The following is a 16,794-nucleotide window of genomic DNA, read 5'->3' as shown; positions in this document are numbered from 1 at the left end:
CATGTGAGGGGCAGCGGAGCGCCGCGAGGCGCTGGTTTGGTGATCCGCTTCCATTGAGCCAGGAAGCGGCGCGGATGGATTGAGCCACCATCCGCACGCCCCGTGGCGCTCCGCCAGCGGCGATTTGAAAGCTCCGGGCCGCGCTTCTGTCGCGCCTGCTTGTAAAGCCGGCGCGGTCTAGCGAGCTCCTCGCGCAGAGGTCGTAGTGCCCCCAGGTCGGTTCCCGAAGCCTCCCGGGAGCGAGGCGCAACCCTCGCCCGCAGGCGCCGCACCCACCCCGCCAAACGACATGCCTCCGGTTGGCCGCCCCTCGGGGATGAGATGCGCGGCATTATACGGGAGGTTGGGAGGGCGGGGATAAGTTTGCGGTCTATTCCCGCAAGGCGCCGGAACCTCGACGTAGAACCCCTCTCCCGGATGGGAGAGGGGCAGGGGTGAGGGACCGCCGCTGATTATTAGGACGAGACGCGCCGCTGCGCCTTTATCGGCGAGCGCAGGCCCTCATCCCTGCCCTCCTCCACTGATCTCGGGCTTGCCCGAGATCAGCACTCAGAGTGGGCGAAGTCGGGTAGACCCGACTTCGCCGCGGGAGAAGGGTTCCCCGCGGTTCACCCGCCTAAATCCGCAACGCCGCCCGGATCGCCTCGACCACCGCATCGCGATCGCCCAGCACCTGCGGGTTGGCGAAGCGCAGCACGGTGAAGCCGTGCCGCTCGATCTCTTGCGTCCGCGCCGCATCGTAGTCCTGCTCGTGATCATGCTGCACGCCATCCAGCTCGACGATCAGCCGGCGCTCGATGCAGATGAAGTCAACGGTGTAGCCGAGCAGCGGCACCTGCCGCCGGAAGCGGAGGCCGTCGAGCCGGCGATTGCGCAGCAGCTCCCACGCGACCTCCTCGGCCGGCGTCGCGCGCCGGCGCAGCCTGCGGGCGAAGCTGCGTTGCTCGGTGGTCATCAGGCGAGGATGCCTCGGCGAGCGCCGGAACCGCAACGGGCTCGTCGGAACCTCGACCTTCCCTTCTCCCGGATGGGAGAAGGTGGCGCGGAGCGCCGGGTGAGGGCTTGCCGTCACCGATTGAGGCCGCAGCGGCTCCGTCGCGTTTCGATGATGAGCGGCGGGCCCTCACCCCTGCCCCTCTCCCATCCGGGAGAGGGGTTCCCCGCGCTCTTCGCCGCTGGGGTTCGTCTGGTACGAATGGCGAGGCTGCATCGAGGCGCCGGAACCTCGTCCCAACCTTCTCCCGGATGGGAGAAGGTGGCGCGGAGCGCCGGATGAGGGCCTGCCCTCGCCGATTGAGGTGGCAGCGGCGCCGTTGCGTTCAGATGATCGGCGGCGGGCCCTCACCCCTGCCCCTCTCCCATCCGGGAGAGGGGTTTCCCGCGCGCTTCGCGGCCGAGGCTCGGCTGATCTGAATGGCGAGACTGCATCGAGGCACCGGAACCTCGACCCTCCCTTCTCCCGGATGGGAGAAGGTGGCGCGGAGCGCCGGATGAGGGCCTGCCGTTGCCGTAGAAGGCCGCAGCGGCTCCGTTGTGCTCGGATAATCAGCGGCAGGCCCTCACCCCCGCCCCTCTCCCATCCGGGAGAGGGGTTCCCCGCGCTCTCCGTCGCCGGGGTTCGTCTGATGCGAACGGCGAGACTGCATAGAGGCACCGGAACCTCGACCCTCCCTTCTCCCGGATGGGAGAAGGTGGCGCGGAGCGCCGGATGAGGGCCTGCCCTCGCCGATTCAGGTAGCAGCGGCGCCGTTGCGCTCCGATGATCAGCGGCGCCCCTCACCCCTGCCCCTCTCCCATCCGGGAGAGGGGTTCGTCGCGCTCTTCGCGGCCGGGGTTCGTCTGATGCGAACGGCGAGACTGCATCGAGGTGCCGGAACCTCGCACCTTCCTTCTCCCGGATGGGAGAAGGTGGCGCGGAGCGCCGGATGAGGGCCTGCCGTCTCTGGTTTAGGTAGCAGCAGCTCCGTCGTGTTCCGATGATCAGCGGCGGGCCCTCACCCCTGCCCCTCTCCCATTCGGGAGAGGGGTTCCTTGCACCTCACTTCGCCGCGCAGCGAGCTTACGATCTACGACAATTAGAGATACGATTGTATTTCCGCTTTCTTCTTTATATTCAAAGAAATTGGCGAGTCGGATTTGTTAATTAAATCCTTGTCTCTTAAAGTTTTTAGTGACGAATCTATAGTTAGGTGGTCTTTAAGGTAGTGATTCTTTAGCGTGTCAATGGAAACTGCTTTTTTTCCCCAGTACTTTCTTCTTTGTAATAATCCAAGTATCTGCCTCGCTCCGACGTCAATATCCATTCTTGTTTGGAATCCATAAATTGCCTGATCTAAATTTTCAAGAATATCATCAAATTTTTCGATACCAAAGTAGTGACTATGAGTCTGTCGAACCGTAGCAATATCAGAAGACCCAATCATGACAACCTCATAATTCTTATCGCTAGTGAATTGATTCTCATACTCAATGTATTTTCTAACAGCCTCATCTGTATTTCTTCCAACAGATTCCCAAGTAACAAAATCACCTGAATTCCAATCAAATACAATTATCCAATTATTTAATGATTCAGATAAACCTTGAGTCGATGTCAATGTTTTTACAATACCTTCGTTAACAAAACTATCGAATACCTTGTTTTTATCAGCAATTTCTATTATACGCTGAGCGCTCGTCCGCCTTCTATCCAGCGATATCTTGGATTGAACGCTGGGAACACGTCCGCTTTCGATCTCGTAAAAGACATCAGAAAGCTCCTTAAAGTACGAGATAACCTCCGGATCTCCGTCCTGTTCTTTCAGGTGTCGACCATAAATTACAGAGGTTCTTTCAATAGATTCAGCCCAATAATGCTGAATTCTACTCCTTATTTGAAGCTCAAGAACTCTCTTGTCGGCCTCTATCATCATGTGAACAGAGCGATAACCTGTTACGTCCCGCCCTCTCTCACGGTAGTCTGTCACTCTAAGTTTTTTTAAATTTGATTGGCTTGATATTTTTCCATCAACAAAATTTATTAGATCATTTACATCTTTGTTCGAATTGACAATAATCCTGCATCCGCCAATATCTTGAAGTTGCGTCAACCTAACGCTCAATCTTTTTAGTTTTCTCAAAATTTGCGGCTTTCGCTTCAATCTTTGTGCAATATAATACCCATTTCCATATTCATGCAGCCACCTCTGCAAATCTATTGTCAAATGGGAAAGTGGCTCAAGATTCTGAGCTCTATAAGAATCAAAAACATCTTCAAGCTCTAGATACTCTTCGTCAATCTCACCAGCCGAAGAGAGAACACGTCCAGAGCGATCGATCTTTGATTTAGAAAACTCCAAATATGCCTCCCTCAGAACTGCCAAAAGAATGCAAATCTTTCACGGTTCGGTGGCTTGGACAATCACCTCCGCCTCCCCCGCCTCTCCCCCGCCCCCTTAGGCCGCGCCTCCGGCACAGGCCCCATCTCGTCGAGCGTCGGCTTGCGCGGCCGCGCCACGCTCGCCTTCGGCCGCCCCTCACCCCCACCCCAGTTGTGCGGGCCCATATCGGCGTCGGTCGGCTTGCGGGCGCGGGTCGGCAGGTTGGCCGAGGCGCCGTAACTGCGCTCGCCCTGGTATTTGCCGGCGCTGCCCTCGACATCGCTTTGGCGGGCGAGCGGGTCGTCGGCGATGGCGAGCTCGGTCGCCTGCAGGCGCTTGATCTCGTCGCGCAGGCGGGCGGCGGTCTCGAATTCGAGGTCGGCGGCAGCCTCGCGCATGCGCTTTTCGAGATCGGCGATCGCGGCCTTGAGGTTGTGGCCGGCGACCGGCCCCTCGACCAGGCCCTTGTCGACGGTGACATGGTCGCGCTCATAGACCGAGCCGAGGATGTCGCCGATGTTCTTCTTCACCGTCTGCGGCGTGATGCCGTTGGCGGCGTTGTAGGCCTCCTGCTTCTCGCGCCGGCGATTGGTCTCGGCCATCGCCCGCTCCATCGAGCCGGTGACGTGGTCGGCATAGAGCACGACCTTGCCGTCGACATTGCGGGCGGCGCGGCCGATGGTCTGGATCAGCGAGGTCTCGGAGCGCAGAAAACCCTCCTTGTCGGCATCGAGAATGGCGACGAAGCCGCATTCGGGGATGTCGAGGCCCTCGCGCAGCAGGTTGATGCCGACCAGCACGTCGAAGGCGCCGAGGCGCAGGTCGCGCAGGATCTCGATGCGCTCGATCGTGTCGATGTCGGAGTGCATGTAGCGCACGCGCACGCCGTTCTCGTGCAGGTATTCGGTCAGATCCTCGGCCATGCGCTTGGTCAGCACGGTGACCAGGGTGCGGTAGCCCTTGTCGGTGACTTCCTTGACCTCGTCGAGGAGGTCGGCGACCTGGTGCTTGGCCGGGCGAATCTCGACCGGCGGGTCGATCAGCCCGGTCGGGCGGATGACCTGCTCGGTGAAGACGCCGCCGGTCTGGTCCATCTCCCAGCCGCCGGGCGTGGCCGAGACATGGATCGAGGACGGGCGCATCGCGTCCCATTCCTCGAAGCGCAGCGGCCGGTTGTCCATGCAGGAGGGCAGGCGGAAGCCGTATTCCGCCAATGTCGCCTTGCGGCGGAAGTCGCCTTTGTACATCGCGCCGATCTGCGGCACGGTGACATGGCTCTCATCGGTGAAGACGAGGGCGTTGTCGGGCAGGTACTCGAACAGGGTCGGCGGCGGCTCGCCCGGCTTGCGGCCGGTGAGATAGCGCGAATAGTTCTCGATGCCGTTGCAGGAGCCGGTCGCCTCGATCATCTCGATATCGAAGGTGCAGCGCTGGTCGAGCCGCTGCGCTTCCAGATAGCGGCCCATGCGGTTGAGCTCGTCGAGGCGGGCCTTGAGCTCCTCCTTGATCGACTTGACCGCCTGGTTCAGCGTCGGGCGCGGCGTGGTGTAGTGCGAATTGCCGTAGACCTTGATGAATTCGAGCTCGCCGGTCTTCTGGCCGGTGAGCGGATCGAACTCGGAGATGCTCTCGACCTCGTCGCCGAACAGGCCGATGCGCCAGGCGCGGTCCTCATAGTGGGCCGGGAAGAGCTCGACCGTGTCGCCGCGCACGCGGAAGGTGCCGCGCGCAAAATCGTGCTGGACGCGCTTGTATTGCAGCGCGACGAGATCGGCGATGAGCTGGCGCTGCTCGATGCGCTCGCCGAGCTTCAGCGAGAAGGTCATCGCCGTATAGGTCTCGACCGAGCCGATACCGTAGATGCAGGAGACCGAGGCGACGATGATGACGTCGTCGCGCTCCAGCAGCGAGCGCGTCGCCGAATGGCGCATGCGGTCGATCTGCTCGTTGATCGAGGATTCCTTCTCGATATAGGTGTCCGAGCGCGGGACATAGGCCTCCGGCTGGTAATAGTCGTAATAGGAGACGAAGTACTCGACCGCGTTGTCGGGGAAGAAGCTCTTGAACTCGCCGTAGAGCTGCGCCGCCAGCGTCTTGTTCGGGGCGAGGATCAGCGCCGGGCGCTGCGTCTCCTCGATCACCTTGGCCATAGTGAAGGTCTTGCCGGAGCCGGTGACGCCGAGCAGGACCTGGTCGCGCTCCTGCCGGCGGACGCCGTCGACGAGATCGCCGATCGCGGTCGGCTGGTCGCCCGACGGCGAGAAGTCCGACTTCATCTGAAAGCGCACGCCGCCTTCCGATTTCTCGGGGCGCTCGGGCCGGTGCGGCGTCCAGGGTTTGCCGGGTTCGATGAACGGGCTGCCGGTCTCCAACAGGGCCTGCAGCGACTTCGCCGTCAGCGATGCCGCGCTGTCGCTGTCGGGGTCGAAGGCCGAATCCGCCTTCTTCGAGAGCTTGCGCGGCTTCTTCTCATCGGCGTCGCCCGGCCGCGCCTCGTAGCCGGCCTGCGGCGCGTCGCTGAAGCCGGCCGCGCCACCCGGCACCGCCTTGCCGCGATTGATCGCCGGGTTGAGCAGGTCGGCGAGATAGCCGTCGAGCGGCTTGAGCTCGGGCTTGCTCGCCTTGGAGTTCGGCGTGCGGGTGGCGGTTGACTTCTTCGCGGCGGCTTTGGGCTTGGCGGAGGTCGTCTCGGGCGTCTTGTCGGTGCTCTTGGGCATGGCCGGAATATGGGCGCGATTTGCCGGGGATGCGAGAGGGGGCGAGCCCCGAGCGAGCGCATTGGTGACAGGAGTTGACAGGAAGCGGAATATCAACTTTTACTTGCATGGATTACTAAATACAATCGGGAGCGGCGACCATGTCGGGGGGCAAGGTCGCGCCGGATGCGGTGGAGGTGGAAGCCTTCATCGCACGCTGGCGTGCGTCTGAAGGGGCCGAACGGGCGTCGTTCCCGTCCTTCATCGGCGAGCTCTGCGAGCTGCTGCGGATCGAACGCCCGCAGCCACCAACCAGTGATCCTGAGGCGGTGACCTATCGCTTCGAGTATCCCGTCCGGCAGTTCGGGCCGGACGGCTCAGCGACCACCGGCTGGATCGATCTCTACCGGAAGCGCTGCTTCGTGGCTGAGGCCAAGCAGCTACGGCTGAAAGGCCAGCCCAAGGAAATCCTGCCGGCAGGCAGCGGAGATGACGAGCCAACCCGCGCACCGCGCGGGCGACGCGGCGCCGATCGCGGTCTCGACGTGATGATGCTGAACGCCAAGCGCCAGGCGGAACAATATTGCCGCGCCTTGCCGGCATCGCATGGCTGGCCGCCCTTCATCATCCTATGCGACGTCGGCCACTGCTTCGAGTTCTATGCCGACTTCTCCGGGCAGGGGAAGAACTACGCCCAGTTCCCGGACAGACACCGCTTCCGGGTCTATCTCGAAGACCTGCGCGATCCCGCCACCCGCGAGCGGATCGCCCGCATCTGGAGCGATCCGCTCGCGCTCGATCCGGCCCGCCAGGCGGCGCTGGCGACGCGCAGGATCACCGGCTGCCGAACACCACAATGCAGAACGCGAAGTTCGCGACTATGTCTCAAGCGAGAGCATCGGTAACTGCCGCGCGGGACAAAGTGCGGGTCGCATCATGATCGCACGTTCGCAATTACGCACTTTGCGATTGCCCGGTTCCTTCACGCGTCCGGTGGAGCGCTTCGCCCGAAGACGGAGACAACCGCTGCCAAGGTCCTCGCACGGCTCAAGCTGAAGAAGGACTAATCTCCATCACTTGGCCTTGCCGGTACTGGTCCGGTCCTTCCGAGCCTTCGCCTCGCACTCGGCGAGCCACGCATCAAGGGTCGTCTTGCGGGCCCATACTCGGCGCCCGCTTTTGACCAGGGGAATGCCTTCCGCCTTCGCGCGGTACATGGCAGCTTCCGCCCCGGCCCCAAGACGCGCGGCAATGGCTTCATAGCCGTGCTCGTTTTCGCTTTTTAAGTCGCGTCCTTGCTGCTTCCGCCTGCCGACGCTGTGGAGCATTCATCAACGAAATCAGCGAGTTGCTCAACGCTACCCGATGGCTAAGCAGCTAAATAAAAGCCACCTCAAAGGCATTTTTTACTAGTATTATCAATTACTCAAGGAAGACGCATATCTCCCGCTTCGCCCAGTCGCAGCCTTCGTCGCCGCCCCAGAGCAGCCAGGCGATGTAGCCGGCCGACGGCTCCCTGCTGTCGCCGAAGCCCTTGGCCTGCTTGTCGACGGCGTGGCGGGCGGAATAGCTGACCATGCGCTTCATCGTCTTGGTGTCGAGCCGGCAGCGGTCGAGGTGGCGGGCGCGGTTGATCGCCGCACCGAGCAGCTCGGCGCAAACAGACGCTTGCTCGCAGCGATTCAAATGTGGCCGAATTGTGCTCGGTGACCGGGGGGCCACCATCGGGCGGGGTATCACCATGACACTGATCGAGCTTGGACACCATCAAGGCTGGAACGACGAACTGGAACAGAGCCAGGAGATCTTGGGGCCGTCGCGGGTTCTCGGCTCCTGGCTATGGGCGATCGATATGGGAACGCTGACGGCGAGCCGCGCCATTGCTGATGCGTTCTGCATCGACCCCCAGCGTGCGCGGCTCGGCGCGCCGATCGTGGACTATTTTCCCGCCGTCCACCCTGACGATCGCGCGCGTTTCGATGCGGATGTCACCCGTTCCGTGGAGACAGGCAGCGAGTTTTTCTGCGAGTATCGCGTGGTGGATCGGAATGGCGCGACGCGTTGGCTGTGGGATCGCGGTCAATGCATCGAGATGCGGGACGGCCAGCCGCTGCGCTATCTTGGAGTGGTCGTCGATGTGACCCGCAGCAATACCGCTCTGGATTCGATCGCCGGGCATTTGATGGCGGCGAGGGCGATCACGCAGAGAACCGGTGAATCGATGCTGCGTTATTTCATCGATATGGCCTTGCACGAACTGGCCAGCCGAATGGCGGCGAAACAGAAGCGCGCCGCGCGGCTTCAGCACGACCGTTCATGAGCCTGGGCATCGCGGCGACTAAGGAAGCGATCCGGATAGGGGAGATTTGAGGGGAGATGGCGGTGCAAGCTTCGCGCGCCGCCTGCTGGCGACCGGCTGAGCCTCACGCCCGCTTGCCCTCGTCCTGCCCGGCGATCTCCGACATCTTGCGTTCGCCCAGTTGCAGCCTTCGTCGCCGCCCCAGAGCAGCCAGGCGATGTAGCCGGCCGACGGCTCCTTGCTGTCGCCGAAGCCCTTCGCCTGCTTGTCGAGGGCGTGGCGGGCGAAATAGCTGACCATGCGCTCGACCGTCTCGGTGCTGAGCTTGCGGCGGTTGCTGAGATCGCGGGCGCAGGCGACGCCGATCACCGTGCCGCCACGGTTAAACTCGCGGCGCAAACGCAGGCCCTTGCCGGCGTTCTCGGCGACGCGCAGAGGCGGGGTCAGGTCGACATGGGCGATGCTCATCTGTCTTCCTCAAGTTCGCTGTGCGACTTCAGCGCGTAGCCGCCGCGCGGCTGGGTCACCAGATAGGCCGGGTTGTCCGGCGAAGCGTTGCGTCTGACTTCCGTGCCCTTGATCGTGCGGGTCACCGGTTCGGTGAAGACCTGCTCGACGCGGCCCCTGGCGGTATGGGCGCCCCAACGCCAGGTCACCCTGGTGTCCTTGTCGAATGTCGTCGTCACGTCGCGGCTCCGTGCTCTCCTGCTGGTGGAAACGCCGCGGCCGTGATTTGGTTTCGGCCGGGTGGACGGCCCGTCATGCAAGCGTCACGGCGCTGTCGCGCGACTGCAAACTCCGGACGCGAAGCGGGGCCGTCCCGCTCTTCCGCAATCGGAGTGTCCCATGCGTCTGCGCCTCGCCGCCGCCCTGCTTCTGTCGTCCACCATGCTCGCCGGCGCGCAGGATGCGCCCCAAGGAGCGCCGAAGGAGTTCCCGGCCAAGCTGGTCGGCCATGCCCTGCTGCCGGCCAACACCATCATCCCGGCCCCGGCCGATGCGCCGGCCGATCTCAAGGTCTCCGGCAAGTTCGTCACACCGGGCAAGCGCGTCGAGCAGGCCGGCACGGTGATGGGTCTGTCGGGCGGCCGCCCGACGGGTCTTTCCACCCCCTTCGCCGGCCAGCCGGTGCAGGGCTTCTCCGGCATCCGTTCGCTCGGCAATGGCGAGTTCCTGGTGCTGACCGACAACGGCTTCGGCGCCAAGGCGAACTCGCCGGACGCGATGCTGTTCTTCCACCGCCTCAAGGCCGATTTCGAGGGCGGCAAGATCGAGCGGACCGCGACCACCTTCCTGCACGACCCCGACAAGAAGGTGCCGTTCCGCATCGCCAATGAAGGCACCGAGAAGCGCTATCTGACCGGCGCCGATTTCGACCCCGAGTCGATCCAGCCGATCGGCGGCAAGTACTGGATCGGCGAGGAGTTCGGCCCCTATCTGATCCGCGTCGATGCGACCGGCAAGGTCGAGGCCGTGTTCGAGACCACGGTCGACGGCAAGCCGGCTCGCTCGCCCGACCATTACGCCGTGACCACGCCGGGCGCACCGAACCTGCCGGTCGAGTTCAATGTCCGCCGCTCCAAGGGCTATGAGGGCATGGCGCAGTCGCCGGACGGCCGCTTCCTCTACCCGCTGCTGGAAGGCCCGCTCTGGAACGCCGAGACCAAGGGCAATGAAGAGGTCGACGGCAAGGAAGTGCTGCGCATCCTCGAATTCGACGTGCAGAACGAGAAGTGGACCGGCCGCTCCTGGTTCTTCCCGCTCGAGCAGAAGGGCCTCGCCATCGGCGACTTCAACATGATCGACGCCACGACCGCGCTGATCATCGAGCGCGACAATGGCGAAGGCACCGCCGACCGCGCCTGCGCGCCCAGTCAGAAGGGCCCGGACTGCTTCCACGACCTCGCCAAGTTCAAGCGCATCGTGAAGATCGAGATGACCGACGCCAATGTCGGCAAGCCCGTGCGCAAAGTCGGCTATATCGACCTGATGAAGATCGCCGATCCCGACAAGAAGGCGAAGCAGGGCGCGATCGACGGCGTGCTGCCCTTCCCGTTCTTCACCATCGAGAACGTCGACGTGGTCGATCTCGCCAACGGCATCATCGTCGTCGGCAACGACAACAACCTGCCGTTCTCGTCGTCGCGCGACCCGAAGAAGGCGGATGACAACGAGCTGGTGCTGCTGCAGGTGAAGGAACTGCTCGCGGCGAAGTGAGCCGGGCAAATCGCCAAGTCACGGCGAAGTCGAATCCCGCCTGCGCAAAGTCGTCAGGCATCGTCATGGCCGGCTCACGCCGGCCATGTCCATTTAATCGTCAGTCCTTGAGCTGTTTCTGCTTCAGGTGTATAATATGTTCGACCAAGCGCCCCGTGCGCGAGGCGCCGTGGTTGGATGATCTTCACCAATGGAGGTGATCATGTTGACCGCGAATATGAGTGGAAAACGGCCGCAGGACTGGCTCAACCTGATCCTCGGCGCACTCCTGTTCATCTCGCCCTGGATGATGGGCTTCCTGGCCGACACCATGCCGACCCGCAATGCCTGGCTCGTCGGCGCCGTGCTGGCCGTGATCGCGATCGCGGCGCTCTCGGCCTTCGCCGAATGGGAGGAATGGGTGAACCTGGCGCTCGGCCTCTGGCTGATCGCCGCGCCCTGGGTGCTCGGCTTCACCGGCAACACCAGCGCCTTCCGGACGCATCTGGTGCTCGGCCTGCTGACGGCGTTCGTCTCGGCCTGGGCCGTCTGGAACTACCGGCACGAACCGCACGCCACAGCCTGAACGACTGGCCGGGTCTGTCCGCTGGGCGGACCCGGTTTCTCCTGCCGGAAGCCGCACAGGCAACAGGCGCTCAGTGCGCCGCCTGGCGCGCCCTCGCGATCGCCGCCTCGATACCGCCCCAGGCCGGCTTCTCCGGCGCGAAGCGGCCGCGCAGATAGGCGGCTAGCTCGATAAGCTGGCGATCGTCGAGCACGGTCGCGAAGGAGGGCATCGAGCCGATACCGTGCTGGCCGCCTTCGAGCAGCATGTTGACGAGATTGGTCGGCGTCTCGGCATGGAGCTTGGACGAGAGGCCGAGCGCCGGCCCGGCATTGACCAGCGGCGCAGCGCGGCCGGTCTCGTGGCAGGCGGCGCAGGCTCCCTCATAGAGCCGAGCAGTCTGCGAGGTCGCGGGGTTTGCAACGGAAGCCGTCATCGCCTCGATGCGCTTGACGCGCTCCATGGCTTCCGCTTCCGGCAGGGGCTCGCTCAGCGAGGCCAGATAGGTCGCCATCGCCCGGACATCGGCATCGGGCAATTCCCTGAGTTCGGCGATCACCGGCGCCATCGGGCCAGCGGCCGCGCCATGCTGCCGAGAAGTGCCGGTCTTCAGATAGGCGTAGAGCTCGGCCTCGCTCCACGGAATCGGCCCGGCCGAGAGCCTGGTCAGTGCCGGCGCCGTCCAGCCTTCCACCTCGCCTCCCGCAAGATAGGCGCTGCCGCCCTTCTCGGCGCCGAGCGCGTTGCGCGGCGTGTGGCAGGCGCCGCAATGGCCGAGCCCATCGACGAGATAGCGCCCGCGATTCCACTCGGCCGAACGGGCGGAATCGGGCTTCAGCTCGCCGCCACGGTTGAACAGCAGGTTCCAGCCTGCCAGCAGCGGGCGCAGGTTGAACGGGAAGGTGAGCTTGCTCGGCTCGTTCTCCTGCCGCACCGCTGGCTGCGACATCAGGAAGGCGTAGAGCGCCTGCAGATCGGCCTCGCTCGTCTTGGCGAAGCTCGGATAGGGGAAGGCCGGGTAGAGCTGGCGGCCGTCGCGGTGCAAGCCGGCCCGCATCGCCCGCTCGAAGGCGGCATAGGACCAGCTGCCGATGCCGGTCTCGACATCGGGCGTGATGTTGGTGGTCAGCACCGTGCCGAACGGTGTCGGCAGAGCGAGCCCGCCGGCATAAGGCACGCCGTCCTTGCCGGTATGGCAGACCGCGCAGGCGCCGAGCGCCGCGAGCTGGCGGCCGCGCTCGATCGTCGCCAACGACCAGGTCAATGGGTCCGGCCGCGCGATCGGCGCGATCGAGGGCACGAAGGCGAGCGAGACCGCGGCGAAGGTCGCGGCGCCCGCCACGGCGGCGCCGAGCTTGCTCCACCAGGGCAGGCGTTTTGCCAGCTCGCCTGGCGGGGCCTTGAGCAGCTTCGAGCCGTTGAGGCCGGCGAGCACGCGCTCCGGCGTCAGCGGCAATTCGCGGAAGCGCACCCCGGTCGCGTCATAGACGGCGTTGACGATCGCTGCCGCGCTCGGGACCGAGGCCGACTCGCCCGCGCCCATCGGCGGCAGATGCTGGCGATCCATCAGCATGACGTCGATCGCCGGCAGTTCCGGGAAGGTCAGCACCGGGTAGGAGCCCCAGTCGCGGCTGGCGACGGCTGTCGTCTGCGAAAACGTCACCTCCTCGCGCAGCACCCGGCTGGTCGATTGCAGGACATTGCCGTGGACCTGATGCGTCACCCCGGCCGGATTGACCATCATGCCGGTGTCCTGGCCGACGGTGACGCGATTGACGGTGACCTCGCCGGTCGCGCGGTTGACAGCGACATCGGCGACCCAGGCGGCCCAGGCTGCGCCGACACCCGGCCAGCTGCCATGGACATAACGTGCCTGGGCGAAGCCGCGGCCGCGCAGCACCTCGCCATCGGCCTCCATACGCGGGCCGACATGCGGCTGCCAGTTCGCCCGCTCGGCCGTCGCCCGCGTCAGCTCGGCGGCGCGCTCGTCATTGATGTGGCGCAGGCGGAATTCGACCGGGTCGACGCCGGCCTCATGCGCGAGCTCGTCGATATAGCTCTCATGGGCGAAGACGTTCGGCATGGCCGAGACGCCGCGCAGCCAGGACGCCCGGATGATCGGCGGCATGTCATAGGCTGTCAGCCGCATGTTTTCGTAGTCATACGAGGGCACGGCGGTGCGATCGCCCATGCGCAGCGTCGCCGGCTGGTTCGGGATGCGCCCGGTCAGCAGCAGCGCCAGGGTCGGGGCGGCATTGGACGGGTACCAGGTGTGGAAGTCGTAGGCTTTCAGCGACCCACCGGGGCCGAGCCCGCCCTTGATGTCGATCAGCTGGGCCGCGCCCTTCGGCTCCCAGAGATGTTCCTGCTCGCGGGTGAGCTGGACCCGCACCGGCGCGCCGACCGCCCGCGAGAGCAGCACCGCGTCGGCGACGACATCGTCGGCGCAGTTGCGGCCATAGCAGCCGGCAGCCTCGAAGCGGATGACGTCGATCCGCTCCTTCGGCACGCCGGTCAGCACGGCCAGGTCGTTCTGCAGCGGATAGGGATTCTGGCTGCCCGTCCAGACGGTGATGCCGTCCGCGCGCACATCGGCGACGGCGCAGGACGGGCCGATCGAGCCATGCATGTGGTAGGGCCAGACATAGGTACGGTCGAGCCGGGCCTCCAGGCTCTCCAGCGCCGTGTCGACATCGCCCTCCTCGGCGAGGAGGCGCGGCGTCGAGGGGTGGGTGCGCAACGCCTGGCCGAGGTCGGAAAGATCAGGCGGCGTGAACTCGCGCCAGTGCGTCCTGAGCTTGAGCGCCGCTTCCGCCGCCTGCTCCTCGCGCTCGGCGACGATGCCGATGAAGTCGCCTTCGACCACCAGCGCACGGATGCCGGGGACATCGGCGATCGAGTCGCGATCGACCGAAATCAGGCTCCTGCCGACGAAGTCACCTGCATCCATGCCGGCATAGGGCGGGCGCACCACCCGGCCATGCAGCATGCCGGCGACGCGGACATCGTGGACGTAAGTGAAGCTACCGGTGACCTTGGCCGGGATATCGACGCGGGCGACCGAGCGCCCGACGAGCCTGTGCTGGTCGACCTGCTTGAACTCGGCGCTCTCGGCCAGCGGCAGCAGAATGCGTTCATTGGCGAGCAGCGTGTCGAGCGCGATGGCGGGCACCGTCTCGCCCTTGCGCGAGATCACGCCGTCGCTGAGCGTGATCTCGTCTTCGCTGCAGCTGAGCGCGGCGGCTGCGAGCGTGATCAATCTCACCCTGATCTGCGTCGCCGCGATCCTGATCGCGACCGAGGTGACCTGAACCGTCTCGCTGGCGATGGTCGGGCCCTGATCGGGCGTCTCGGCGGTGTCGCCGAGCACCATCTCGACGGCGTCGAAGGGAAAATCGAGCTCCTCCGCCACCATCTGGGCGAGCGCGGTGCGGATGCCGGTGCCGAGATCGACATGGCCGTTGAAGGCGAGGACGCGGCCCTCAGCCGTCAGACAGACATGCAGATCGAGCCCGTCCTCAGGCGCTGCATCGGCGGCGGCGCCCTTGCGCGGCGCGACCACGCCGATCACGCCGGCACGCTTCAGCAGCGCCTTGCGGGAGAGTGGCTCGCTCATGGCGCCGCCGCGTCCTGCAGGCCGCGCTCGGCGGCGAGCAGCACCGCCCTGACGATCTCGACATGGGTGCCGCAGCGGCAAAGATTATGGCGCAGCGCCTCGCGCACCTCGGCCTCGCTCGGGTCGGGGCGAACATCGAGGAAAGCCTTCGCCGTCATCACCATGCCGGAGATGCAGTAGCCGCATTGCGCCGCCTGCGCGTCGATGAAGGCCTGCTGCAGTGGATGCGGCGCCTCGACGCTGCCGAGCCCTTCGAGCGTGACGATCTCGCGTCCCTCGGCCAGCCTGACCGGCAGCGCGCAGGCGCGCGCCGCCTGGCCGTCGATCAGCACGGTACAGGCGCCGCATTCGCCGAGGCCGCAGCCGAATTTCGGGCTGTTGAGCGTAAGGTCGTTGCGCAGGAAGAACAGCAGCGGCGTCTGGGCTTCGCCCTCGATCTCATGGCTCGCGCCGTTGACGCGAAGCGTGAAGCGCTTCGTCGTCCTCATGACTCGCCCGGGCGGGGCGAGGCGCGCCTGATCGTCCTGATCGTCACGGCCACCAAGATCATTCGTATACGAATGAGAATAATGACAAATCGGAGCGCGCCGCAAGCGGGATTTGAGCAGGAAGGCACGCCGTGCCACAGCGACGCGATCTGAACGCGAAATGCGCGGGGAACCCTCTCCTGTAAGGAGAGGGCAGGGTGAGGTGTAGGCCGCTGGACCAATGACGCGAGCGCTCAACGCGCGATCAGGTTACGGCCAACGTTTGCAGTCTGAACACCTCACCCCTACCCCTCTCCTTCCAGGAGAGGGGTTCCCGCGGATGTCACATCTGCCAACCGTTCAATGCCCGACCGACGGGATCTTCTCCGCCGGCGGGGTGTTGCGGCTGATGCCGCTGCGGACGATGCCGTCGATCACGATCATGCCGATGCCCGGCAGGTCGCCGAGCTGGATCGAATCGAGGAAGGTCTTGCCGGCGGAGTGCTGGGCCTTGTCCATGAAGACGAAATCGGCGGTGCGGCCGACTTCGATCAGGCCGCAATCGAGGCTGCGCATCCGGGCAGTGTTGCCGGTCGCGAAGCAGAACGCGACCTCAGCCGGGACATCGCCGAGCGAGGACAGCATCGAGACCATCCTGATGATGCCGAGCGGCTGCACGCCCGAGCCAGCCGGCCCGTCTGTGCCGAGGATGACACGCTTCAATTCGTCCATCTCGCGGGCGACGCGCAGCGTATAGAGCGCGGCGCGCTCATTGCCGTTGTGGACCAGTTCGAGGCCGCGCTTGCAGCCCTCGCAGATGCAGCGGATCTCCTTGTCCGGCAAAGCGGTATGGCCGCCATTGATGTGGCCGACCACGTCGGTATCGGCTTCCAGCACCACGTCGGCGCCGATCAGCCCGGAGCCGGGGATCGAGGGGCCGCCGGTATGGATGGTCGACTGGATCCCGTATTTGCGGGCCCAGGCCACCATCTCCCTGGCACGCGCGCCGTCCTTGACGCCACCGAGACCGACCTCGCCGAGCAGCTTCACGCCGGCATCGGCCAGATCCTTGAAGTCCTGCTCGACCATGCCGGGCTCGATCACCGGCGCACCGGCATGGACCTTGACGCCGCCGGGGCGGAAGGCAGTGAAGGCGCGCTGGGCATAGATCGCCATCGCCTTCAGGCCGACAATGTCCTTGGGTCGACCGGGGGTATGGACCTCGCCGGCGGAGATCATAGTGGTGACGCCGCCATGCATGGTCGAGTCGATCCAGCCGAGCTGGTTCTGGCGCGGCGTCCAGTCGCCGGCGACCGGGTGGACATGGCTGTCGATCAGCCCGGGCGAGAGCACCGTGCCGTTGGCGTCGATGACGGTGTCGGCCCCTTCTGTATCGAGGTCCTTGAAGCGGCCGACCGCGGCGATCCGGCCACCGATCGCGACGAGCGTATCGGCCTCCAGGATCGGGCGCTCGATGTCGCCGGAGAGCATCAGGCCGATATTCTTCACCACCAGCTTGTGGGTGCTGCTGACCGTCGTCGCCTGCTGTTCAGCCATCGTATCCGCCCTGTCGTCGTTATCAGAAATCCGCCGCCA

The 16,794-nt window shown here is 64.7% G+C and carries 14 protein-coding genes; 4 read left to right on the top strand and 10 right to left on the bottom strand.

Translation table 11 applies throughout. The annotated features are described in order from the left end of the window. Nucleotides 1-616: 616 nt before the first annotated feature. The 3 genes from ACQKLX_RS05765 to uvrB all read right to left on the bottom strand — a co-directional run bounded on the left by ACQKLX_RS05765 (nt 617) and on the right by uvrB (nt 6,076). Nucleotides 617-955 carry an endonuclease domain-containing protein gene (locus ACQKLX_RS05765; protein ID WP_427360309.1) on the bottom strand — a complete coding sequence of 113 codons (339 nt, stop codon included), beginning with the start codon at nt 953-955 and terminating at the stop codon, nt 617-619. 1,120 nt (nt 956-2,075) lie between these two features. Next, nucleotides 2,076-3,362, bottom strand: coding sequence for a RelA/SpoT domain-containing protein (locus ACQKLX_RS05760; protein WP_427360307.1), 1,287 nt, complete (start codon nt 3,360-3,362; stop codon nt 2,076-2,078). A 38-nt stretch (nt 3,363-3,400) separates the two neighbouring features. Then, nucleotides 3,401-6,076, bottom strand: a complete 2,676-nt coding sequence (gene uvrB, locus ACQKLX_RS05755) for an excinuclease ABC subunit UvrB (RefSeq protein WP_427360306.1) — start codon at nt 6,074-6,076, stop codon at nt 3,401-3,403. A 140-nt stretch (nt 6,077-6,216) separates the two neighbouring features. On the opposite strand from uvrB, the gene ACQKLX_RS05750 reads away from it, so the two are divergent. Beyond that, nucleotides 6,217-6,960, top strand: coding sequence for a type IIL restriction-modification enzyme MmeI (locus tag ACQKLX_RS05750; protein WP_427360304.1), 744 nt, complete (start codon nt 6,217-6,219; stop codon nt 6,958-6,960). A gap of 168 nt (nt 6,961-7,128) precedes the next feature. Here the strand turns inward: ACQKLX_RS05750 and ACQKLX_RS05745 are convergent, their stop codons facing one another. Both ACQKLX_RS05745 and ACQKLX_RS05740 read right to left on the bottom strand, forming a co-directional pair. Continuing rightward, nucleotides 7,129-7,383, bottom strand: a complete 255-nt coding sequence (locus ACQKLX_RS05745; RefSeq protein ID WP_427360302.1) for a hypothetical protein — start codon at nt 7,381-7,383, stop codon at nt 7,129-7,131. A 94-nt stretch (nt 7,384-7,477) separates the two neighbouring features. After that, on the bottom strand, nt 7,478-7,741 hold the full coding sequence (locus ACQKLX_RS05740) for a hypothetical protein (protein WP_427360300.1): 264 nt from the start codon (nt 7,739-7,741) through the stop codon (nt 7,478-7,480). Between the two features lie 55 nt (nt 7,742-7,796). Here ACQKLX_RS05740 and ACQKLX_RS05735 point away from each other — a divergent pair, with 55 nt between their 5' ends. Next, nucleotides 7,797-8,375 carry a PAS domain-containing protein gene (locus ACQKLX_RS05735; protein ID WP_427360298.1) on the top strand — a complete coding sequence of 193 codons (579 nt, stop codon included), beginning with the start codon at nt 7,797-7,799 and terminating at the stop codon, nt 8,373-8,375. Between the two features lie 18 nt (nt 8,376-8,393). Here ACQKLX_RS05735 and ACQKLX_RS05730 read toward each other — a convergent pair whose 3' ends face one another. Together ACQKLX_RS05730 and ACQKLX_RS05725 are read right to left on the bottom strand one after the other, a co-directional pair. Further along, the gene (locus ACQKLX_RS05730) at nt 8,394-8,822 is read right to left on the bottom strand and encodes a hypothetical protein (protein ID WP_427360296.1); all 429 of its coding nucleotides are present in this window, start codon (nt 8,820-8,822) and stop codon (nt 8,394-8,396) included. Further along, complete coding sequence (locus ACQKLX_RS05725; protein WP_427360294.1) at nt 8,819-9,040, bottom strand: hypervirulence associated TUDOR domain-containing protein; 222 nt, start codon at nt 9,038-9,040, stop codon at nt 8,819-8,821. Before ACQKLX_RS05725 ends, ACQKLX_RS05730 begins: the two co-directional genes overlap by 4 nt. Before the next feature lie 160 nt (nt 9,041-9,200). Here ACQKLX_RS05725 and ACQKLX_RS05720 point away from each other — a divergent pair, with 160 nt between their 5' ends. Together ACQKLX_RS05720 and ACQKLX_RS05715 are read left to right on the top strand one after the other, a co-directional pair. Beyond that, complete coding sequence (locus ACQKLX_RS05720; RefSeq protein ID WP_427360292.1) at nt 9,201-10,571, top strand: esterase-like activity of phytase family protein; 1,371 nt, start codon at nt 9,201-9,203, stop codon at nt 10,569-10,571. Between the two features lie 202 nt (nt 10,572-10,773). Then, nucleotides 10,774-11,136, top strand: coding sequence for an SPW repeat protein (locus tag ACQKLX_RS05715; RefSeq protein WP_427360290.1), 363 nt, complete (start codon nt 10,774-10,776; stop codon nt 11,134-11,136). Nucleotides 11,137-11,206: 70 nt separating this feature from the next. Here ACQKLX_RS05715 and ACQKLX_RS05710 read toward each other — a convergent pair whose 3' ends face one another. The 3 genes from ACQKLX_RS05710 to ACQKLX_RS05700 form a co-directional block, all read right to left on the bottom strand. Next, complete coding sequence (locus tag ACQKLX_RS05710; RefSeq protein ID WP_427360289.1) at nt 11,207-14,731, bottom strand: molybdopterin cofactor-binding domain-containing protein; 3,525 nt, start codon at nt 14,729-14,731, stop codon at nt 11,207-11,209. After that, nucleotides 14,728-15,219, bottom strand: a complete 492-nt coding sequence (locus tag ACQKLX_RS05705) for a (2Fe-2S)-binding protein (protein WP_427360287.1) — start codon at nt 15,217-15,219, stop codon at nt 14,728-14,730. The genes ACQKLX_RS05710 and ACQKLX_RS05705 overlap by 4 nt, the downstream gene beginning before the upstream one ends. Nucleotides 15,220-15,558: 339 nt before the next feature. After that, on the bottom strand, nt 15,559-16,755 hold the full coding sequence (locus ACQKLX_RS05700; RefSeq protein ID WP_427360285.1) for an amidohydrolase family protein: 1,197 nt from the start codon (nt 16,753-16,755) through the stop codon (nt 15,559-15,561). Nucleotides 16,756-16,794: the final 39 nt, after the last annotated feature.

Source organism: Allobosea sp. NPDC003192 (genome assembly GCF_050275675.1).
In the GTDB taxonomy this organism is placed as follows: Bacteria; Pseudomonadota; Alphaproteobacteria; order Rhizobiales; family Beijerinckiaceae; genus Allobosea.
The sequence above is the reverse complement of the archived record's forward strand: the minus strand, read 5'-3'. Positions and strand labels throughout refer to the sequence as shown.